The organism is Nocardia sp. Marseille-Q1738 (assembly GCF_965283145.1).
On record NZ_CBDIMS010000002.1, the window covers coordinates 19456 to 39047 of the forward strand.

The window sequence follows — 19592 nt, forward strand, 5'->3', positions numbered from 1 at the left end:
TCAGTTCAGCGGAGCCGAGCGCCACCAGCGCAGCAGCTCGTCGATCGTGGTGAAGCTGAAGCCGTCGGTGTACATCAGGAACTGGGCGCGATCCGGGTCGCCGGTGAACGCGGTGACCATCTTGGCGCCGTCCTCGTTGTATTTGTAGTTGGTGTAGGACTTTCCGCCATTGGTGTCGGTGGACTTGGCGGCCTGCGAGGGCAGCCCTTTCAGCACCGTCTGCACGTCGGCGGGCGTCTTGTAGGCGTAGATCCGGTAGTACGGATCGTCGTTGTTGCCGCCCTTGAAGCAGCGCCATTGCACGGCCCAGTCGCCGAAGTCCGGCTCGCCCTTGGACGGCGACGGCGGCGAACTCGGTGAGGCCAGCCAGCATTCGGCGCCGTTGTAGCCGATCTCCTCGGTCTGGGAGGCGGGCACCATCCGCGGGAACTCCGCGCCCACCGCTTCCGGGGTCGGGTCGACGATGTACGGCTTGACAGCCGAAGTAGTCGTCGGGCCTGCGTTGTTCGAGCCCGAATCGGAGACCGCGCCGATGATGCCGAGCGTCACCACGATCAACACGACGACGCCCACCGCGATGCCGATGATCAGACCGGTGTTCTTCTTGCCCGGCGGTCCGGCCGGGGGACGCAGGTGCGCGCCGTGCGGCGGAGCGGCGAAGCCGGAGAACCCGGATTGCTGGCTGTAGGGATTGGTGGCTGCGGGCTGTGGCGCCGGGCCGATGTGCGGACTGGAGTTCACCAGCGTCGCGGGTGGCGGAGTCATCGGCGACGCCGTCGCGGCAAGCGAATTCGGTCCGCTGGTGTGCGGGCCGTTCACCTGGTAGCCGGGGCCGCTCACCGCGGACCCGTGCGCCACCGGGTGCGGCGTGCCGGTCGTCGGGATCTGCGGCCCGGTGGTCGGGCGCGGACCCATGGTCGGCTGCGGTGGGCTCGTGACCGGCCGTGGACCGCCGACGACCGGCATCGACGGCACGCTCGGACCGGTCAGCGCCTGCTTGGCGGCCGCGGCGAACTCCGCGCAGCTGCCGTACCTGTCGTCGGGACGCTTGGCCATCGCTCTGGCGAGCACGCTGTCGAGCGCGTAGGGCAGTCCGGGCCGGACGCTGCTCAACGCAGGTGGCGCACCTTGCAAATGCCCCTGGATGACCGCGGCCGGGTTGGTCGCCGAGAACGGGCCGGTGCCGGTGAACAGCCAGAACAGCGAGCAGGCCAGCGAATACTGGTCGGAGCGGTGGTCGAGCGCGGCGCCGGTGAGCTGTTCGGGCGAGGCGTAGGCGAGGGTCGCGGTGAAAGTGCCGGTCTGGGTGAGGTGACCGGTGTCGTCGCGCAGTCGCGCGATACCGAAGTCGGTGAGGTACACCCGCTCACCACGCCCGGCGCTGGAGCGGGCCAGCAGGATATTGGCGGGTTTCACGTCGCGGTGCAGCACGCCGCTGCCGTGCGCGTAGTCCAGCGCGTCGGCGGTCTCCTTGATGATCTGGACCGCGCGTTCGGGTGGCAGCGACGCCGGTTGCACCGAGGCGGCGTCGATGCCGTCGATGTACTGCATCGAAATCCACAGTTGCTCGTCCTCGAGCCCGCGGTCGTAGACCGTGACGATGTTCGGGTGATCGAGCTGCGCGACCAGATCCGCCTCCCGTTCGAACCGCGCCCGCACCTCCTTGTCGAAGAACATCTCCCGATTCAGCAGCTTCAGCGCGGTCATCCGCGGCAGCCGCGGATGTTTCGCCAGGTATACCGATCCCATGCCACCGCGCCCGAGTTGCCGCTCGATGACATAGCCGGCGAAAACGTCACCGCTGGCCAGCATGACTGCTCCACTTCCCGCCGCTCGCCGGGACCCACCGGCGAACAGGCGTACAGCAATTAGAATGTGCGATCCAGGACGGGCTGGACCACGGAAAACATCGAAACCATAGCAGTAGACGGTGCCCATGCCGCCACGCCGAGACACACGTTTGATGACGTAGCCCGCGGAGACATCGCCATTCTCCAGCACCGTTGACACCCCCTTGTCGAGTCAAGTGCGCGGACACCAAAGAGGGGCGTCTGAGAGCTCTGGTGTTGGTCGGAGGCTCGGGCGAGTCGTCGGGTCGGTGTGTGGTTGGAGTGAGGCGATGTCGATCATCGCCTCGTGACTGGCGTTGTTGTCGGTGGCTTCTGCCACACTTCCGGCGATGAGCAGGCACACCACGTTCCGGTACTGCCTCGACCCAACGGTCGAGCAGCAGTCCGTGCTCACCCGCCACGCGGGCGCAGCGCGGTTCGCGTTCAACCAATGCCTGGACATGGTGAAAACCGCACTCACACACCGCAACACCGACCCGCAGCATCCGGTGCCGTGGACCGGGTTTGATCTGATCAACGCGTTCAACACGTGGAAGAAAACCGAAGCCGCAGGGCGGGTGTTCGCCGTCGACCCCGGCGGGGTCGCGGAAGTGGAGGTGACCGGGCTGGCGTGGCGGAATCAGGTGTGCCAGCAGGTGTTCGAGGAAGCCGCCGTCGACTGCGGCCGCGCGCTGGCCGCCTGGTCGGACTCCCGCACCGGCAAGCGCCCGGGCAGACGGGTCGGTTTTCCCCGGTTCAAGAAGAAACACACCGCCACCCCGTCGTTCCGGCTGCGCAACAAACACCGCCAAGGCAAACGCCCGGTGATCCGCGTCGGCGACAACGACACACCACGGTCGGTGACCCTGCCCAGCATCGGGATGATCCGGGTGCGCGACGACACCCGCCGCCTGCGCCGCATGCTCGCAACCCGGCGGGCGAAGATCCTGTGCGCCACCGTGTCGCAGCGGGCGGGCCGCTGGTGGATCAGCGTGAGCACCGAAGCCGCCGACCTCCACACAGCCCACCACCACTCGCCCCGCGACACCGGCGACCACGACGGGTGGGTCGGTATCGACCGGGGGTTGTCGGCGTACCTGGTCGCTGCCACCGCCGACGGTGGCGAAGTCGCCCGGATCGACAACCCGCCCACACCGTTGGCTGCCGGGATGGCCCGGCAGCGGCGGCTGGCGAAATCGTTATCCCGCACGAAGAAAGGATCACGCAACCGTCGAGACGCCGCCGCCCGCCTGGGCCGCCACCACCACCGAGTCGCCAACATTCGCCGCCACTTCCTGCATCAGATCACCAACAAGCTGGTCCAGACCCACGACCGGCTCGTCATCGAGGACCTGCACGTGGCGGGCATGCTCCGCAACTCCCGCCTGGCCCGCGCGATCGGCGACGCGAGCTGGGCGCAGTTCGCGCGGCTGCTGCACTACAAACAACAATGGCGCCACGGTGCGGTCGCGATAGCCGATCGCTGGTACCCGTCGAGCAAACGCTGCTCAGCCTGCGGTGTCGTCAACACCGGTCTGACACTGGCGGAGAGGGTGTTCACCTGCGGATGCGGGTACCGCGCCGACCGCGATCTGAATGCCGCGGTCAACCTCGCCGCCTGGGCGGCGACCCATCAAGACCCTCCACGATCCCCGGACCCCCAAGCAGGAGGCCGGGTCACCAACGCCCGCCGACGGGAAGGCACTGACCGGCACCCCACGGGTGCCGGTGCAACCAGCCCGGTGGACGCGGGAACCGACGCTCACCCCATACCGGTGTGAGCCGACGACGCCCGAGAAGGGCGGTGTCCGACCAACCCACACGGGTTATCAGACACGCTTCAACCATGTATCTCGCCGGACCGGATCGCCGGATCGGGATGCAACAGCGACGGCGCGACCTCCGCCTTTGCTTGTCAGTGACCCCCGATAAGCTGACCGCATGCGCATTGGAGCACATGTCCGGCTCGACAGCGACCCGATCGGCTTCGGCGAGAAACTGGGCGCCGATCTCATCCAGATGTTCGTGGTCGACCCCCAGAGCTGGGACAAACCCACTCCGCACCCGCGGACCGAGGAGATCCTCGCCAGCCCGATCGAGGTCGTGGTGCACTCCTCCTATCAGATCAACGTGGCGAGCCTGAACAACCGGTTGCGCATGCCCTCGCGCAACGCGGTGGCGCAGCAGGCGAAGGCGGCCGCCGACCTCGGTGCGTTCGGCCTGGTGGTGCACGGCGGGCACGTGCGCTCCGATGCCGAGCTGGAGACCGGAATCGACAACTGGCGCAAGCTGTTCGAGCGCCAGCAGGACAAAGGCGGCTTCGCGGTGCCGATCCTGATCGAGAACACCGCGGGCGGCAACCACGCCATGGCCAGGCACTTCGATTCCATCGCCCGGCTGTGGGACGCGGTCGGCGACTACGGCGCGGGGTTCTGCCTGGACACCTGCCACGCCTGGGCTGGCGGCGAGGAACTGATCGGCGTCGTCGACCGGATCAAGGCGATCACCGGCCGGATCGACCTGGTGCACTTGAACTCCTCACGCGACGAGTTCAATTCCGGCGCCGACCGCCACGCCAATTTCGCCGACGGCACCATCGATCCACAGTTGCTGGCCGAAGTGTGCAAAACGGCGGGCGCTCCGGTGATCCTGGAAACCCCTGCCGAGGGCGTCGCGGAGGATCTGGCCTACTTGCGCGAACACTGTGTTTGATGTGCAGCGCCTGCGGCGCCGCGAACGGTGCTCGTAAGACTCGCACCCGGCGGGGCCAGGTCGGGTTCGTCCGTTACGGGGTTGTTTGCCGGTGATCGGTTGAGCTTGCGGGAGAGGCATGCACGCCGCGGACTGGGTGGGCTTCGTCCGTTACCTGTGCGGGCGAGACTCGCACCCGGCGGGCTTGGTGGGCTTGGTCGATCGGTGTTCGTTTGTGATCAGCGCGACGAAAACCCTGGTCGGCGGGTTGGTTTCGGTGATGTGCTCGGGTGAGCAGTAACCGATCTCGACAGCGAAGGTGATCTCATGACGGTCGCACCCGCCACCCCATCCACCGCTTCCGTGACCAGGCTCGGCGCCCGTATCGGCGCGCGGGTCGACAATGTCCGGCTCGGCGGCGACCTGGACCCGGCCACCGTCGACGTGATCCATCGCGCCCTGCTGGAGCACAAGGTCATCTTCTTCCGCGGGCAGGACCACCTCACCGAGGACGGGCAGTACGAGTTCGCCCGACTGCTCGGCACGCCGACCACCCCGCACCCGACCGTCACTTCGCACGGCGTGAAGAGCCTGGCCATCGATTCCGAGCACGGCCGTGCGAACAGCTGGCACACCGACGTCACCTTCGTCGACCGCATCCCGAAGGCGTCCATCCTGCGCGCGGTGCACCTGCCGAGCTACGGCGGCGCCACCACCTGGGCTTCCACCGTCGCGGCCTACGACTCGCTGCCCGAGCCGTTGAAGCGGCTCGCGGAGTCCCTGCGCGCGGTACACACGAATGTCTACGACTACGCGGCCCGCACCGGTGCGGCGCCGCGGCCGAACGCCGCCGTCTACCGCGCCGAGTTCGAGTCCACTTACTACGAGACCGAACACCCGGTCGTGCGGGTGCACCCCGAGACCGGGGAGCGGGCGCTGCTGCTCGGCCACTTCGTCAAGCACTTCGCCGGGCTGTCCAGCACCGAATCGCACGCGCTGTTCCGGCTGTTCCAGGATCGGGTCACCCGTCTGGAGAACACCGCCCGCTGGAACTGGGCACCCGGTGACGTCGCCATCTGGGACAACCGCGCCACCCAGCACTACGCCATCGACGACTACGACGACCAGCCACGCAAGCTGACCCGCATCACGCTGGCCGGCGACGTCCCGGTCGGTGTCGACGGCGCGGCGAGCACCAGCATCGCGGGCAGCGCCGAGCACTACTCGATCATCGAGGACACGCGGCTGCTCGTGTCCTGAGCGGGGTGCGAGTTCACGCCACGCCGTCGCTGAAGCGCGGGTAGCGCCGAGGCCGATGGCGGCATGGTCCACACTGGTGGCCATGAGTATTAGGCCGCTGGACGGGGTGCGCGTCCTGGAACTCGGCAACTACATCGCCGCGCCGACCGCGGGGCGCATCCTCGGCGATTTCGGCGCCGAGGTGATCAAGGTGGAGCGCCCGAAGGTGGGCGACGAGCTGCGCAACTGGCGGCTCTACGGCGGCGACACCTCGATGCTCTACCGGACGATCAATCGCAACAAGAAGTCCATCACGCTGGATCTACGCAGCGAAGCGGGGCGCGGCGTCGTGCTGGACCTGATCCGGCGCTGCGATGTGCTGCTGGAGAACTTCCGGCCCGGCATGCTGGAGAAGTGGGGCCTGGGCCCGGAGGTGCTGAACGAGGCGAATCCGGACCTGGTGATCACCCGGATCTCCGCGTACGGGCAGACCGGACCGATGTCGGCGCGGCCCGGGTTCGCCGCGGTGGCCGAGGCGGTCGGCGGCCTGCGTGAGCTGGTCGGCGACCCGGATCGTCCGCCGGTGCGCACCGGCGTCTCGATCGGCGATTCCATCGCGGGAATCTATGCCGCGTTCGGGACCGTGATGGCGCTGTTCCAGCGCGAGCGCCGCCCCGACGCGGATGGACCGCCGCCCTTGCGGGAGCGGGTGATCGATGTGGCGCTCAACGAGGCGATCCTGTCGGTGATGGAGTCGCTGGTGCCGGACTACCTGGCCTACGGCATCCAGCGCGAACGCGTGGGTGGCCGGATGGAGGGCATCGCGCCGAGCAACGCCTACCCGTGCGCGGACGGAACCAGCATCATCATCGGCGGTAACGGCGATGCCATCTTCCAGCGCTACATGAAGGTCATCGACCGCCCCGATCTGGCCTCCGACCCGGAACTCCAGGACAACGCGGGCCGCTGGCGCCACCGCGAGCGCCTCGACGCGGCCATCGGCGAGTGGACGATCCGCCACACCCGCGCCGAAGCGCTGAAACTCCTGGAAGCCGCGGCCATTCCGTGCGGACCGATCTACACGGCGGCCGATATCGTGGCCGACGAACAGTACCGGGCACGCAACATGATCCAGCCGTTCGCCGTGGATGTCGGTGCACCGGAACCGAAGACGGTCGGCTTCCCCGGCATCGTCCCGGTGATCGGCGAACAGTCCCTGCCCATCCGCACTATCGGCCCCGATCTCGGCGAGCACACCCGCGAGGTGCTGTCCGGGTTGCTCGGTATGAGCGACGCCGAGATAGACGCGTTGGAGGAGTGATGAGCGAGCGCAGCGAGCGAACAATCAACACAGCCACCCTGGTGGTCATGGCGGAGGCCGCTGCCACCCTGGTGGTCATGGCGGAGCCGAGCGCTAGCGAGGCGGAGGCATGAGCACACATCGGTACGACCGCAGGCGTCCCCGGGGACGGGATATATGGGAACTGCGTTCGCCGGGCAGCAGCAGACCCACGGTGCAGCCGAATCCTACCGGGGCGGGCGAAAAACCTTGGGGTGGCGTGATGTGCGGCCGTCGCCAGGCGCGGGAGCAACGATGACCGCGCCGGTGCTCCGCGACGTCACGCTGCGCGACGGATTGCAGCTGACCGGCAAGCTGCTGCCGGTGCAGCGCAAGGTGGACGTCGTCCGCCGCCTGCTCGCGCTCGGGGTGCCCGCGCTCGAAATCGGCTCGATGGCGCGCCCGGACCTGGTCCCGCCGATGGCGAACACGATGGAGCTGGTCGCCGCGCTGACGCCCGAGGAGCTGCGCCACTGCTGGGTGTGGGTGGCGACCCCGCGGCATGTCGAGAAAGCCGCGGCGGCGGGCGTGCGCAACTTCCAATACTGTTTCTCGGTCTCGGACGCGCACAACCGGGCGAATATCGGGCGCGACACCGAGGCCAGCATCGCCGCGATGCCGGACGCGGTGCGGATGGCCCGCCAGGTCGGCGGATCGATCCAGCTGTGCCTGGCGACGTCCTTCACCTGCCCGTTCGACGGTCCGATCGACCCGGAGCGAGTACTCGCCATCGCCTCCGATCCGCGCACCGAGGGCGCGGACGACATCGTCCTCGCCGACACACTCGGACAGGCGCATCCGGGAGAGGTGGCCGCGCTCGTCGCCGCGGTACGGGATCGCACGCCCCAGCGGCGCATCGTCTTTCACGGCCACGACACCTGGGGGATGGGTGTGGCCAATACCCTCGCCGCCATCACGGCGGGCGCGGACATGGTCGACGGCGCGCTCGGCGGACTCGGCGGTTGCCCCTTCGCGCCGGGGGCGAGCGGCAACACCTCCTCCGAGGACATCCTGTTCGCGGCCAGACCCGGATGGTTCACTCCCGCAACGCTGGCCGAGCTAGTGGAGATGTCGGAGGAATTGCTCGCCGAACTCGGTGAACCCAATCGTTCCCGCGCCGTCGAAGGCGCCCGCTCGAAAGCCTCGGCCTTCGAGTGGGTCGTCGACAGGGGTCGTGCTGCTCACTGAACAGTAGATGTGCCTGCCCAGGTCAGAAGCTGATGCCCATCGGTTGGGCGCCGTTCGGGCACACGACACTGATGACGTGAACGCCGAGCGGCCCGATCAGCGCATTGACCGGCAGGGAGCTTCCGGTCGGGCACACCGCCGTGCCACTCACCACCTGAGGTACGGAGGTCGAGTTCACGCACGTCATCCCGGCACACCACACCCCGGTCGGAATCGCCGCCGATGCCGGAGCGGCCGCGAGCGCAGCACAACAGACCACACCCGCCAGCACCGTCACGATGGATCCGACACGTTTCATTCCCTGTCCCCTCTCGCCATAGTGGGCAATTCGTGAGCAAACAGTGCGTCGGTGTCAAAGTACCTGCGGCTATCTATTCAGCTCATCCGACTCGCCGCGTGTGCTGTCCACCGCGCAAACTCTGCGGCTGATCACGCAGGCGGGTGACGACAATGCGCTGCCGCAGTCTCCGGGACCGTCAGCCGAGGTCGGCGAATGCGTCTGTGTCGTCACGTCCCGATCCTCGCCCAGCCGGCCGGGACCGGTCCCGCCACGCTGGCTGCGCTGGTGGAGATGTCGCCAGGACTGCACGGATCAGACTTGGGACGTCCGAGTCACGTGAGAACGCTCACCACATATGCCGCGGCCTCCGCGATAAGGGCCTCGTCGTATGCGGCAACCCGGTCGGCTTTGCTCGACATGATGGCGATGACCAGCGGTGCGGAACCCGGAGGCCAGACGATGGCGATGTCGTTCAATGTCCCGTAGTCACCGGTCCCCGTTTTGTCGGCGACGGTCCAGCCCTGCGGGATACCAGCCCGGATTCGTCGAGCGCCCGCGCGGGTAGCGTTGCGTTCCAACAGATCTCGGAGGAAGGCGCGCTTGTCGTCCGGCAGCGTGTCGCCCAGCACGATCTTGTGGTAGTCGGTGCCCAATGCCTGGGGAGACGACGTGTCTCGCGGGTCTCCCGGAGTTGCCTCGGTGATCAGCGGCTCGATCCGGTCCATCCGAGTCACCGTGTCGCCGAGGCCGCGGACATACGCGGTCAGCTCGGCCGGGCCGCCGAGATCACGGAGCAGCAGATTGCCTGCGGTGCCGTCGCTGTAGCGGATCGCGGCGTCACATAGCTGAGCGATGGTCATCCCCGTGGCCACATGCCGCGGTGTGATGGCCGCGTTCTTCGTGAGGTCGGCTTCGGTGTAGGTGACGACGGTATCCAAGTGCGACAACGGATTACGTTGCAAGACCGCCGCGGCGGCCAATCCCTTGAACGTCGAACAGAACGCAAATCTTTCGTCCGCTCGGTAGGCGACGGTGACACCGGTGCCGGTGGCGAGGGCATACACCCCCAGGCGCGCGTCGAACTTCCGCTCCAACTCGGCCAGGCGGACGTCGGAGTCGTTCACCGTGGCGGGCGCGGGTGTCGTTGTGCCCGACCCGGCGAGCGCGTCGGATGGGGGCGCAGGCGTCGTCCGGCTCGCGCATCCGACCAGCGGGAGAAGTAATGCCGCGCCGAGCAGTGTGCGGCGAGCGATGGGCGGAGAAGTCATGGTCCCCCCTTACCTGAGCGCCTCGACGGCGGCGCGGGCGGCTTCGGCGACAAGAGGGTTGTCGGCTTGGGCGTTCTGCTCGAATTTCGTCGTCAGGACCGCGATGACAAGCGGGGCGCGTCCGGGCGGCCACGCGATGGCGACGTCGAGGGCTCCGCCATATGCGGGGCTGCCGGTCTTGTCGCCGACGGTCCACCCTGCGGGCAGCCCGGCACGGATACGTTTGTCCCCGGTGGTATTGGCGATGAGCCACGACTTCAATCGCTCCCGTTCGGGCTCGCCGAGAACATCGCCGAGGACCAGGGCGCGGTAGTCGGCGGCGAGCGCCGCGGGTGTGGTGGTGTCCCGCTCGTCGCCGGGGATGGCGGTGTTCAGTTCGGTTTCCCAGCGGTCCAGGCGGGAAATGTTGTCGCCGATGGAACGCAGGAACGCGGTGAAACCCGCAGGGCCGCCCAAGAGCTTCAGCACCTGGTTGCCCGCGGTGTTGTCCGACACGGTGATCGTGGCGTCGCACAGCTCGGCAACGGTCATGCCGGTGTCGACGTGCTTTTCGGTCACCGGCGAATACTCGACGAGATCGGCGCGCGAATAGTGGATCACCTGGTCGAAGTAACCCGTCGACAGCGGATGGTCGCGCAGGAGAGCACCGCACGCGAGACCCTTGAAGGTGGAAGCCATCGGGAACCTCTCACTGTCCCGATAGGCGACGGTGCGGCCGGAGGCGGTGTCGATCGCGTACACACCCAGCCGCGCCGCGTGGCTCGTCTCCATTTCGGTGAACGACGGGGTCGCGGCAGCAGGTGTGGGGTTCGGGTTCGCCGGCGCATCGCCGCCGGACCCGCACGCGGCGGTGACGGCGGTCAGCGCGGCCACCGCCGCGGCAGTGAGAAGTCGGCGACGACGGAGCGGGGGAGGGAATGGTGCGAAGGTCACCGCTGCACCACACCATCGACACAGCGGCACGCGCCAATACCAGACTCCGGCGCGGACGAGTTCGATTCGATATCGCCGCAGGTTCACCCGCGCGGTTCTGTTTCGGCGCAGACCGCGGCCGGACGACGAAATCGACGTCCGGAACCCCACTGGTTCAATGACCGCATGGACCTGATCCGCCACCTTCGCTTCTTCGTCTCCGTTGCGGACGAGGGGCACTTCGGCAGGGCGGCGGCCGCGCTCGACATGACCCAACCGCCGCTGTCCCAGGGACTTCGGCGGCTCGAACGGCACCTGGGTGTCGACCTGATCCACCGCACCCGCCAGGGAGCCGTGCTCACCTCTGCCGGTCTCCAGCTTCTCCCTCGCGCTCGCCTGCTCGTCGACGACGCCGAGCGCCTGCTCGCCGAGTCGCACCGCATCGCGCACGCCCACGGTGCCGTGCACTGGGGCGCGACCGCGGCACTGCCCGACCGGGTGGTCACGGCCTGTGTGGGCGCACTGCGGACCGTGGTCGCCCCGGACGCCGCGGTATCGACGACGGTGGGCGCGACCGTCGACCTCGTCGCCGACGTGCGCGCCGGCCTCTGCGACGTCGCGGTGATCGAGCATCCGGCCCTCGTCGACGGCGTCGAGGCCCGCCCGGTCGTCAAGGTGCCGCGGTGGCTCGTCGTGCCGTCGGATCACCGCAGCGCCGGGGCTGAACGTCCCACGTTCCCCATGCTCGCGGGACTGAATTTCGCCCATCCGCCGCGGGCCACCAACCCGCCCGCCTTCGATACCGTGCTGGACCTGTTGCGCGAGCGCGGCTTGGACGCACCGACCGTGCCTGCGCCCGACGACCGCGCCGTATTCGCCGCGGTGGCCGCCGGGACAAGCTTCGGGCTCACGGCAACTCCTCCGTCCGCCACTCCGGGCGTGACATGGCTGCGCATTGCGCCGCAGGCGGTCGCCCTGCGAGTGCGCGTCGTCCACCGGCCAGGGGCCGACGCCCAAGCCGATGCGGTGGACCGGGTGCTGTACCGGGAGCGCCTCCAATGAGGAAAGCATCGGACGGGCGCACCGCCGAGGAGAGGATCCGCGCCGTCTTCGCCGATGCGGGATGCACCGGCTGGCTGCACGCCCGCCGCTGCGACGACTCCGGGGCCGAAATCTCCATCGGAGGCCGCGAGCGGGTGGTCGTCGCGTCGGTGTACAAGCTGCCGTTGTTCGTCGCGTTCTGCCGCTCCGTCGACGCCGGGCGCATCGATCCCACGGCTCGGCTCACGGTGACCCCGTCGGACTGCACGCCCGGCCCCACCGGCATCGCCGTCATGCGCGACCCGGTGACCATGAGCCTGCGCGACCTGGCGACCTCGATGATGACCGTCTCCGACAACGCGGCGGCCGATGTCCTGCTCGGCGCGACCGGTCTCGGCGCGGTCGAGGCACTGCTGGACCACCTCGGTCTCACCCAGACCCGGATCGTGGGCGGCACCGCCGACATGCAACGCAGCCTGGTCCGCGACACCGACACCCACACCACCGCCGAGGCGTTCGCGGTCCTGGCGGAGAACGACGAAGCATGGTCGGTGTCGGCATACGACCCCTCCTACGCGAGCGCGACGACACCGGAGGAAATGACCCGTTTCCTCCGCGCACTGTGGAGCGGCACGGTGCTGTCTGCCGAACAGACCGAGTTCGTCCGCAGCGTCATGCGCTACCAGGTCTGGCCGCATCGCATCGCCGCCGCTTTCCCGCACCGCAGCGTGTCGGTCGCGGGCAAGACCGGAACCATCGGCGTGATCCGCAACGAAGTCGCGGTGGTGGAGTTCCCCGGCGAGTATCCCGTCGCGGTAGCGGTTTTCACCCGCGCGGCGCGCGCGGACCCGCACCTGCCCGTCGTCGACGCCGCCATCGCCGAGACCGCCCGCATCGCCGTCACCGAACTCCGCAGGCCCTTGCCGCAGGAGTGACCACCCAGCGGCATCCGCCTCCCAGGTAGGCGAAAACACAGGGTTTTCCCTGATGGCATGTGGCCGCGATCCCGGTAAGACTGGACGGCATGACTTCGCAAGCCTTGGGCGGCACCACCGACACGGCGGTCACGACCGATGTCGCGGCCCGCGCTATCGAACTGACGAAGGTCTATGGATCGGGTGATACCCAGGTCAGGGCCTTGGACGGAGTGTCGACCGAGTTCGCGAAGGGAGAGTTCACCGCGATCATGGGCCCGTCCGGATCGGGGAAGTCGACCCTGATGCACTGCCTGGCCGGGCTCGACAGCGCCAGTTCCGGCACCGTCCGGATCGGCGACACCGACCTCACCACCCTGTCCGACAAGCAGATGACGCGCCTGCGCCGCGACCGGATCGGGTTCGTCTTCCAGGCGTTCAACCTGGTGCCGACGCTCACGGCGCTGGAGAACATCACGCTGCCGCTGGACATCGCCGGGCGCAAACCCGACCAGGACTGGTTGGACACGGTGCTGAAGCGGCTCGGCCTGACCGATCGCCTCACCCACCGGCCGAGTGAGTTGTCCGGCGGACAGCAGCAGCGCGTGGCGTGCGCGCGGGCGCTGGCGGGCAAACCGGAGATCATCTTCGGCGACGAGCCGACCGGCAACCTGGACTCCCGCGCGTCGGAGGAGGTGCTGTCGATCCTGCGCGCCGCGGTGGACGAGTTCGGGCAGACGGTGGTCATCGTCACGCACGAGCCGCACGCGGCCGGGTTCGCCGACCGGGTGGTGTTCCTGGCCGACGGACGCATCGTCGACGAGATGCGCGATCCGACCTCCGACACCGTGCTGGACCGGATGAAAGCGTTGGAGCAGGCGTGACCGGGCGGTCGCGGGAGAACCAGGGGCGGGCATGATGGCTGGAAATCCGATGCGCAAAGTGGTTCTGCGCAACCTCGCCGCGCACAAGGTCCGGCTCGCCCTGACCCTGTTGTCGGTGGTGCTGGGCACCGCATTCATCGCGGGCTCGTTCGTGTTCACCGACACGCTGCAGCGCACCTTCGACGGGATCTTCGCCACCGAGGCCAAAGGCATCGACGTCCGGGTGAGCCCGAAAGAACGCCAAGCGCAGGGCGTTCCGAACAACGTGGTGGACGAGCTGGCGAAATACCCCGGCGTCGGCACGGTGGCCCCGAGCGTGAACGGGCCGGTGGTGCTGCTCGATCCGGCGGGCAAGAAAGCCGTGCAGACCGGGGGAGCGCCCACCTTCGGTAGGTCCTACCTGCCGCCGGAGAAGGCCGTCGCGGAGCCGGAGAAGTTCATCCTCGGCGTCCCGCCCGCGCGCCCCGGTGAGATCGGGCTCAACACCGGCGGAGCCGAGCGGGCCGGGCTGAAGATCGGCGACCGGACCAAGATCCTGATCCCGTCGCAGCCAGATCCGATCGACGTCACCCTCACCGGAATCTACGAAATCCCTTCGGAGACCGGCGGTTTCATCGGCGTGCTGTTCGACGACACCCAGGCGCGCAAGCTGTTCACCGACGGTCTGCACGTCGCCTACGTGGACTTGGCGGCCACCGGCATTCCCGGCGACGAACTGCGCGACAACCTGGGCAGGGACCTGCCCGGCTACAAGGTGCAGAACGGCGACCAGGTCCGCGCCGACCTGAAAAAGGAAGTCTCCAACGCGCTCAACTTCATCAACTACTTCCTGCTCGCCTTCGGCGCGATCGCGCTGATCGTCGGCACGTTCATCATCTACAACACCTTCTCGATGATCGTCGCGCAACGCTTGCGCGAGCTGGCGTTGCTGCGTGCGGTCGGCGCGAGCCGTCAGCAGGTCGGCCGGTCGGTGGTGGCCGAGGCGTTCGTCATCGGGTTGATCGGCAGTGCGATCGGGCTCGCGGGCGGCGTCGGGCTTGCGTTCGGATTGTCGGCGGTGTTGAACGCCTTCGACTTGGGGCTGCCGACCGGATCCATGGCGGTGCTGCCGCGCACCATCCTGGTCGGGCTGTTCGTCGGTCTTGTGGTGACGATGGTCAGCGCGTACGCGCCCGCGCGCCGCGCCGCGCGGATTCCACCCGTGCAGGCTATGCGCGAGGAGTTCGCGTCCACCGGTGAGTCGCTGCGCGTGCGCACGATCATCGGGGTGGTGCTCGCCGTGCTCGGCGTCGCGTTCGTCGCGCTGGGTGCGCAACGCACCGGTGGCACGGCGGCCGCGACGGTCGGCGTCGGCGCGCTCGGCCTGATCTTCGCGGTGCTGCTCGCCGGGCCCGCGCTGTCGCGGCCGGTGGTGGCCGCGCTCGGGGTGCTGGTGCGGCCGTTCGGGTCGATCGGCCACATGGCGCGCAACAACGCGGCGCGCAATCCCCGGCGCACCGCCGCGACGGCGTTCGCGCTCACGCTCGGGCTGATGCTGGTCTCGGCGATCGGCATGCTGGGCGCGTCGGCCAAGGAGAGCGTCGGCGTGCTGATCGACAAGGGGGTGCGAGCCGACTACGCGCTCGCGGGTCCGCAGTTGCTCGGGGTGCCGTTCGGCGCGGCCGACGCCGCCCGCACGAAAGTGCCCGGGGTGGCCGAGGCGGTCGGACTCCGCGGCGCCGGGTTCAAGATCGGCAACGAGCAGGTGTTCGCCGCGTCCGCGGATGGGCCGCTGGACAGCGTGCTGAACTACGAAATCGTGCGCGGGAGCAACACTCTCGGCGACCGCGACCTGCTCGTGTCGGACGACGAAGCCGACAAACGGGGCTGGAAGGTGGGCGAACCGGTGAGTCTGACCAGCTTCGACGGCAAGAAGGTTTCGCTCACGGTGACCGGCGTGTACAAGAACACTCCGCTGCTCGGTTCCATGGTGGTGTCGCAAGCCGTCTACAACGAGGTGGTTCCGCTCAACTTCCGGACCAACTTCCTGGTGCTGGTCAAGGCGAAGCCGGGCGCGAACATCACCGAGATGCGCACCGACCTGGAGAAGGCGACCGAGCAATTCGTCGTGGTGCAGGTGCAGGACCGCGAGGAGTACAAGGGCGCACAGGGGAGGCAGATCAACACACTGCTGGCCATCCTCTACGGCCTGCTCGCGTTGGCGGTGGTGATCGCGATCCTGGGCATCGTGAACACGCTCGCGCTGTCGGTCGTGGAGCGGCGCAGGGAGATCGGCATGTTGCGCGCGGTCGGCATGCAGCGCATGCAGGTGCGCAGGACGATCTATCTCGAGTCGATGCTGATCGCGGTGTTCGGTGCGATCGTCGGCATGCTGCTCGGACTCGGACTCGGCGTCGGCTTCCTGCGCACCCTGCGCGATCTCGGCCTGGACCAGATCGCCATCCCGTGGACGCAACTGGTGCTCGTCTTGATCAGCTCGGCCGTCGTCGGGGTGCTGGCCGCACTCTGGCCCGCGGTGCGCGCCGCACGCACACCCCCGCTCGCGGCGATCGCCGACCTCTGAAAGCCCGTGCGGCGCAATGCGATTGTGCGCCGCACGGGCTCCTGCTCGGTGGGCAATGCGGACCAGAACCTCCGTTGCCCGTCGTGTTGACCACCCTCGTGCGAGGATGGCAGGCACGGCGCCAGGAATTCGGTGTGACAGTGGGTTTCGCCGAGCGCAAGGTGCAGGTGGCGCCCATCCATCGGGAAGAAGTGCATGGTGGATAGCGGAGAATTCGACATGGTGATAGCCGGCTATGCCAGGTTGTTCGGTGACCTACTCGAAGCGGATGTGCTGGACGAGCTGCGCAAGCTGGGGCAACCCCCGGACAACACATGGGGCGCGTTGTTCATCTACGACCGCAATCCGGATGGCAGCCGAACCAAGTGGACGCTGCTGACCGCCGATTTCGCTTATGCGGAGATGCTGGCGTCCCGCGCCGGGCGAATAGAACTTTCCACACAGCTCCTCCGTGAGCGTTTTCCCTGGTATCAGCGCGGGTGGGTCATCGATGACGACGATGTCACGCACGATGGTTCGGAGTAACCACCGGCGCACGCACATGTCGCTGATCGGTTGAGCGCCTGATCCACGTCGGCGCGACGATCTGGTCGTCGGCCACTACGGCCAGCAGTCCGGCAGCGATCCACCGAGCGAGTTCCATCAGGTTGCGCTCGCTGTGGTACTACCTTCACGACGATTGATCAGTTTTGAAGAAGCCCCCGCCGCTACAGCTTCATAGCATGAGAAACGTCCTCATCAAGACTGGCAGGGAGAACCCCATGAAGAACGCGCAGAAGTCCGCCGACGAAACCATCGCGAAGAACAAGTCCTCCGTCGGATTCACCGACGAAGAACGCGCCGCGATGAAAGAGCACGCCCAGGAGTTGAAGACGGCCGCACGCCGCGGCTCGCGCGCGTCCAAGGCGGACGGGGAGAAAGACGTGCTCGCGAAGATCGCCGAGATGTCGGAATCGGATCGCACCATGGCCGAACGGCTCCATGCCGTCGTCAAAGCCAGCGCACCGGACCTTACGCCGAAACTCTGGTACGGCATGCCCGCCTACGCCAAGGACGGCAAGGTCGTCTGCTTCTTCCAAAGCGCGGCGAAGTTCAAGTCGCGGTACGCGACATTCGGCTTCAACGACATCGCGAACCTCGACGAAGGCACCATGTGGCCGACCGCTTTCGCCCTGACGAAGTTGACCGCCGCCGACGAGGCGAGGATCGCCGAACTGGTGAAGAAGGCCGTGAGCTGAGGATCTGATTCGCTATTCGAGCCAGCTCTTGCGCTGGTAGTACCGATCCATCTCTTCTTCCCCTTCTTCGGCGGGCTGCCGACGCCGTGTGGATCGCGCGTTCAGTCCGTCGCCTTGGGGTGTCCGGTTCCTGCGTATGTGATCCATACCGTATGCCCGTCATCGTCTACCAGAAACCAGATTCGGCCCCCATTGGTCACTTCGTACTGCCAGCGCTCCAGAACGGCCCCTTTCCAAGTGGCCGAACCGAGTTCGCCTTTGAGCCGGTGATGTCGGTCCGGATTGCTGCCTGCTCTCGGATCGGAACGAATGACATCGAATGCTTTTCGGAGATTCGCTGGGGCTTGATGCGCGAGTTGCTCCCAGCCCTTGGCAGCTTCGGCTGTGGCGAAACGGATCTCGAATTCTTTGCCGACTGCCGGTGGTGCAGCCCGGTCGCCGCGCTTCGGGCTCATTCGCCGTCTCCGGATGGTTCTGGCACCGGGCCGAAATCGCCTTCGGGCTCCTTGGTTACCAGTTCCCGCAGTGCGGGATCCGCGTGGATCTCCGCGCTATGACGCCATTGGGTCAGCAGAGTGGCTACGGGAACAAGGTTATCCAGCGCCGCCGCGCCCTGCGCGACGTCCATGAGTTCACTGACGAACTGGTCGACGTCTGCATCCGGCAGGAAGGTGAGCCAGGGGACCGCGTCGGGCAGCACCTGTCGCAGTGCGGTGGGTCCGAGCCTGCGCATGACGCTTGCCAGCAGCCGGGCCGTGAAGTCGACGACGGCGCCTTCCGCATCCAATTGCTCGACCCGCATCAAGGCCAGATCACCCGCGTCGCGGCGGCGTAGACGAAGGGCGCGCACACGATCGAGCCGGTCCGTCGTGACTGCCGGCTTGTGTAGTAATTCGCTGAAAGGGACCACGTCGTAGGCAGCGCTCATGACATCCACACTACCTCGGATGTCTGCCTGATGATCGAAGTATGAGCACTTCGCCGCCAGGACGGAGGATGTTTCCGGACCGGGGTCCGATTAAGCCCTTTCGTTGGCTACGGCAAGTCCAGCAGCGGACATCCCGATGCCGGCAAGGTGCCGACAGTGCCGTGGCCGGCGGCATGGACCTGTGCGGCCCCGCCGGAGCCGTTCACGATTGCGGAAGCCCACGTACGTGCGTACCAGTGGTTCCTGGCGGACGGGGAGCATGGTGGTGGTCACGTCGGCCAGGAGCCCCGCGAATCGGTGTGACCGGATCAGGACGGCAGGGTGCCCATGGTCCAGGCGGGTGCGGTTTCTATGCGTGAGAATCGCCAGCCTTCGGGTGTCCGGACTGCGTCGAAGCGGTAGGTCCCTCCGGCTGTGAACAGAGGTTCCGGGGCAAGCCTTCCGTCCACGGTGGATGTCGGAACGATTGCGAGGACCGAGTTCGCCCGGACCGCCGCACGGTCGCCCGCCAAGTCGATCTGCACGTTGCTCATGTAGTGCGGAGTTCGCCGTTCGCTCGAATGGTTCCGGCTGGCCAGCGCGATCACGGCGTCAAGTCCTTGCGCCTCGCCGCCGGGGGACTTGGCCTTCACGTCGGCGGTGTAGATCGTGTTGAACGCGTCGAATCGACCTTCGTCGAGGGTGGTTGCGAGACGGTTGATCAAGGCATAGATCTCGTGACGGTCCAGCAGTTCTCGCAATTGCCGCTGGGTGGATTCCTGCTCGGTCGTGGTGGCGCCGGTCGAGCACGCGGTGGCCAGAACGGCCAACGGGAGCGCAAGGACCGGGAGTGCGTGGCGGAGCTTGTTCATCGGACGAGCCCTTTCAGTTATTGTTGGTCTCTCCAACGTGGGTGAGGCCAACAATAACAGGGTGGGACCAACAAGTGTTGATAGATTGGACCCACTCTGCGTGAGTTCGGCCCCTCCAGTCAGGCGGACCTCGGCCGCCACACCTGCATCGATCGCAGCGATATCGTGGCCGCGCTCAACGACCTGGCCGAGCGCGGTCTGGTCGAGCGCAGCCCCGACCCCGGCGACCGCCGTCGCAACGTCGTCTCCATCACCGCACTGGGCGCCGATCATCTCGAGGAGTTGGACCGAAGACTCGACCGTGCTCGAGACGAATTGCTCGCCGCTCTATCCGGGGACGAGCGCCGCCGGCTGGTCGGCCTACTCGCGCGGCTCATCGACGACCACGCCCGACGATGAGCCCGGACGCCGGGTCGGTCAGGACCTG

Annotated in this window: 19 protein-coding genes; 12 read left to right on the forward strand and 7 right to left on the reverse strand. The window is 67.5% G+C overall.

The window, feature by feature from the left end; all coding sequences use genetic code 11:
• Nucleotides 1-1812, reverse strand: a complete 1812-nt coding sequence (locus tag ACWPXK_RS08450; protein ID WP_454195510.1) for a protein kinase domain-containing protein — start codon at nucleotides 1810-1812, stop codon at nucleotides 1-3.
• A gap of 367 nt (nucleotides 1813-2179) precedes the next feature.
• Between ACWPXK_RS08450 and ACWPXK_RS08455 the strand changes: the two genes are divergently transcribed.
• The 5 genes from ACWPXK_RS08455 (at nucleotide 2180) to ACWPXK_RS08475 (ending at nucleotide 8286) form a co-directional block, all read left to right on the forward strand.
• On the forward strand, nucleotides 2180-3610 hold the full coding sequence (locus ACWPXK_RS08455; protein ID WP_454195511.1) for an RNA-guided endonuclease TnpB family protein: 1431 nt from the start codon (nucleotides 2180-2182) through the stop codon (nucleotides 3608-3610).
• 160 nt (nucleotides 3611-3770) lie between these two features.
• Entirely contained in the window at nucleotides 3771-4541 is a 771-nt protein-coding gene (locus ACWPXK_RS08460) for a deoxyribonuclease IV (protein ID WP_454195512.1), read from the forward strand.
• A gap of 306 nt (nucleotides 4542-4847) precedes the next feature.
• A complete protein-coding gene (locus ACWPXK_RS08465) occupies nucleotides 4848-5780 on the forward strand; it encodes a TauD/TfdA dioxygenase family protein (RefSeq protein ID WP_454195513.1) in 933 nt (310 codons plus the stop codon).
• 82 nt (nucleotides 5781-5862) lie between these two features.
• Nucleotides 5863-7080 (forward strand): CaiB/BaiF CoA transferase family protein, encoded by a 1218-nt coding sequence (locus ACWPXK_RS08470; RefSeq protein WP_454195514.1) that lies wholly within the window; start codon nucleotides 5863-5865, stop codon nucleotides 7078-7080.
• A 273-nt stretch (nucleotides 7081-7353) separates the two neighbouring features.
• Nucleotides 7354-8286 (forward strand): hydroxymethylglutaryl-CoA lyase, encoded by a 933-nt coding sequence (locus ACWPXK_RS08475; protein WP_454195515.1) that lies wholly within the window; start codon nucleotides 7354-7356, stop codon nucleotides 8284-8286.
• A 22-nt stretch (nucleotides 8287-8308) separates the two neighbouring features.
• Here ACWPXK_RS08475 and ACWPXK_RS08480 read toward each other — a convergent pair whose 3' ends face one another.
• The 3 genes from ACWPXK_RS08480 to bla (ACWPXK_RS08490) all read right to left on the reverse strand — a co-directional run bounded on the left by ACWPXK_RS08480 (nucleotide 8309) and on the right by bla (ACWPXK_RS08490) (nucleotide 10767).
• Nucleotides 8309-8563 carry a hypothetical protein gene (locus tag ACWPXK_RS08480; RefSeq protein WP_454195516.1) on the reverse strand — a complete coding sequence of 85 codons (255 nt, stop codon included), beginning with the start codon at nucleotides 8561-8563 and terminating at the stop codon, nucleotides 8309-8311.
• Between the two features lie 335 nt (nucleotides 8564-8898).
• On the reverse strand, nucleotides 8899-9834 hold the full coding sequence (gene bla / locus ACWPXK_RS08485; RefSeq protein ID WP_454195517.1) for a class A beta-lactamase: 936 nt from the start codon (nucleotides 9832-9834) through the stop codon (nucleotides 8899-8901).
• 9 nt (nucleotides 9835-9843) lie between these two features.
• On the reverse strand, nucleotides 9844-10767 hold the full coding sequence (bla, locus tag ACWPXK_RS08490; RefSeq protein ID WP_454195518.1) for a class A beta-lactamase: 924 nt from the start codon (nucleotides 10765-10767) through the stop codon (nucleotides 9844-9846).
• Nucleotides 10768-10932: 165 nt separating this feature from the next.
• Between bla (ACWPXK_RS08490) and ACWPXK_RS08495 the strand changes: the two genes are divergently transcribed.
• From ACWPXK_RS08495 to ACWPXK_RS08520, 6 genes are all read left to right on the forward strand, one after another.
• The gene (locus tag ACWPXK_RS08495; RefSeq protein ID WP_454195519.1) at nucleotides 10933-11808 is read left to right on the forward strand and encodes a LysR family transcriptional regulator; all 876 of its coding nucleotides are present in this window, start codon (nucleotides 10933-10935) and stop codon (nucleotides 11806-11808) included.
• Complete coding sequence (locus ACWPXK_RS08500; RefSeq protein ID WP_454195520.1) at nucleotides 11805-12722, forward strand: serine hydrolase; 918 nt, start codon at nucleotides 11805-11807, stop codon at nucleotides 12720-12722. The genes ACWPXK_RS08495 and ACWPXK_RS08500 overlap by 4 nt, the downstream gene beginning before the upstream one ends.
• Before the next feature lie 89 nt (nucleotides 12723-12811).
• Complete coding sequence (locus tag ACWPXK_RS08505) at nucleotides 12812-13585, forward strand: ABC transporter ATP-binding protein (protein WP_454195521.1); 774 nt, start codon at nucleotides 12812-12814, stop codon at nucleotides 13583-13585.
• A gap of 34 nt (nucleotides 13586-13619) precedes the next feature.
• Nucleotides 13620-16148, forward strand: a complete 2529-nt coding sequence (locus ACWPXK_RS08510; RefSeq protein WP_454195522.1) for an ABC transporter permease — start codon at nucleotides 13620-13622, stop codon at nucleotides 16146-16148.
• A gap of 198 nt (nucleotides 16149-16346) precedes the next feature.
• Nucleotides 16347-16673 carry a hypothetical protein gene (locus tag ACWPXK_RS08515; protein WP_454195523.1) on the forward strand — a complete coding sequence of 109 codons (327 nt, stop codon included), beginning with the start codon at nucleotides 16347-16349 and terminating at the stop codon, nucleotides 16671-16673.
• A gap of 236 nt (nucleotides 16674-16909) precedes the next feature.
• Complete coding sequence (locus tag ACWPXK_RS08520) at nucleotides 16910-17386, forward strand: iron chaperone (protein WP_454195524.1); 477 nt, start codon at nucleotides 16910-16912, stop codon at nucleotides 17384-17386.
• Between the two features lie 101 nt (nucleotides 17387-17487).
• Here the strand turns inward: ACWPXK_RS08520 and ACWPXK_RS08525 are convergent, their stop codons facing one another.
• The 3 genes from ACWPXK_RS08525 to ACWPXK_RS08535 form a co-directional block, all read right to left on the reverse strand.
• On the reverse strand, nucleotides 17488-17841 hold the full coding sequence (locus ACWPXK_RS08525; RefSeq protein ID WP_454195525.1) for a type II toxin-antitoxin system RelE family toxin: 354 nt from the start codon (nucleotides 17839-17841) through the stop codon (nucleotides 17488-17490).
• The gene (locus tag ACWPXK_RS08530; protein ID WP_454195526.1) at nucleotides 17838-18314 is read right to left on the reverse strand and encodes a hypothetical protein; all 477 of its coding nucleotides are present in this window, start codon (nucleotides 18312-18314) and stop codon (nucleotides 17838-17840) included. The genes ACWPXK_RS08525 and ACWPXK_RS08530 overlap by 4 nt, the downstream gene beginning before the upstream one ends.
• 308 nt (nucleotides 18315-18622) lie before the next feature.
• On the reverse strand, nucleotides 18623-19165 hold the full coding sequence (locus ACWPXK_RS08535) for a nuclear transport factor 2 family protein (RefSeq protein ID WP_454195527.1): 543 nt from the start codon (nucleotides 19163-19165) through the stop codon (nucleotides 18623-18625).
• Between the two features lie 96 nt (nucleotides 19166-19261).
• Between ACWPXK_RS08535 and ACWPXK_RS08540 the strand changes: the two genes are divergently transcribed.
• Nucleotides 19262-19564 carry a MarR family winged helix-turn-helix transcriptional regulator gene (locus ACWPXK_RS08540; protein ID WP_454196389.1) on the forward strand — a complete coding sequence of 101 codons (303 nt, stop codon included), beginning with the start codon at nucleotides 19262-19264 and terminating at the stop codon, nucleotides 19562-19564.
• Nucleotides 19565-19592 lie beyond the last annotated feature (28 nt).

What these genes read in the sequence shown, in the direction of transcription:
- ACWPXK_RS08475 (WP_454195515.1), top strand. Translation starts at nt 7,354, where the DNA reads ATGACCGCGCCGGTGCTCCGCGACGTCACGCTGCGCGACGGATTGCAG.
- ACWPXK_RS08505 (WP_454195521.1), top strand. Translation starts at nt 12,812, where the DNA reads ATGACTTCGCAAGCCTTGGGCGGCACCACCGACACGGCGGTCACGACC.
- ACWPXK_RS08510 (WP_454195522.1), top strand. Translation starts at nt 13,620, where the DNA reads ATGGCTGGAAATCCGATGCGCAAAGTGGTTCTGCGCAACCTCGCCGCG.
- ACWPXK_RS08450 (WP_454195510.1), bottom strand. Translation starts at nt 1,812, where the DNA reads ATGCTGGCCAGCGGTGACGTTTTCGCCGGCTATGTCATCGAGCGGCAA.
- ACWPXK_RS08525 (WP_454195525.1), bottom strand. Translation starts at nt 17,841, where the DNA reads ATGAGCCCGAAGCGCGGCGACCGGGCTGCACCACCGGCAGTCGGCAAA.
- ACWPXK_RS08470 (WP_454195514.1), top strand. Translation starts at nt 5,863, where the DNA reads ATGAGTATTAGGCCGCTGGACGGGGTGCGCGTCCTGGAACTCGGCAAC.
- ACWPXK_RS08535 (WP_454195527.1), bottom strand. Translation starts at nt 19,165, where the DNA reads ATGAACAAGCTCCGCCACGCACTCCCGGTCCTTGCGCTCCCGTTGGCC.
- ACWPXK_RS08520 (WP_454195524.1), top strand. Translation starts at nt 16,910, where the DNA reads ATGAAGAACGCGCAGAAGTCCGCCGACGAAACCATCGCGAAGAACAAG.
- ACWPXK_RS08495 (WP_454195519.1), top strand. Translation starts at nt 10,933, where the DNA reads ATGGACCTGATCCGCCACCTTCGCTTCTTCGTCTCCGTTGCGGACGAG.
- ACWPXK_RS08500 (WP_454195520.1), top strand. Translation starts at nt 11,805, where the DNA reads ATGAGGAAAGCATCGGACGGGCGCACCGCCGAGGAGAGGATCCGCGCC.
- ACWPXK_RS08455 (WP_454195511.1), top strand. Translation starts at nt 2,180, where the DNA reads ATGAGCAGGCACACCACGTTCCGGTACTGCCTCGACCCAACGGTCGAG.
- ACWPXK_RS08460 (WP_454195512.1), top strand. Translation starts at nt 3,771, where the DNA reads ATGCGCATTGGAGCACATGTCCGGCTCGACAGCGACCCGATCGGCTTC.
- ACWPXK_RS08465 (WP_454195513.1), top strand. Translation starts at nt 4,848, where the DNA reads ATGACGGTCGCACCCGCCACCCCATCCACCGCTTCCGTGACCAGGCTC.
- ACWPXK_RS08530 (WP_454195526.1), bottom strand. Translation starts at nt 18,314, where the DNA reads ATGAGCGCTGCCTACGACGTGGTCCCTTTCAGCGAATTACTACACAAG.
- bla (WP_454195517.1), bottom strand. Translation starts at nt 9,834, where the DNA reads ATGACTTCTCCGCCCATCGCTCGCCGCACACTGCTCGGCGCGGCATTA.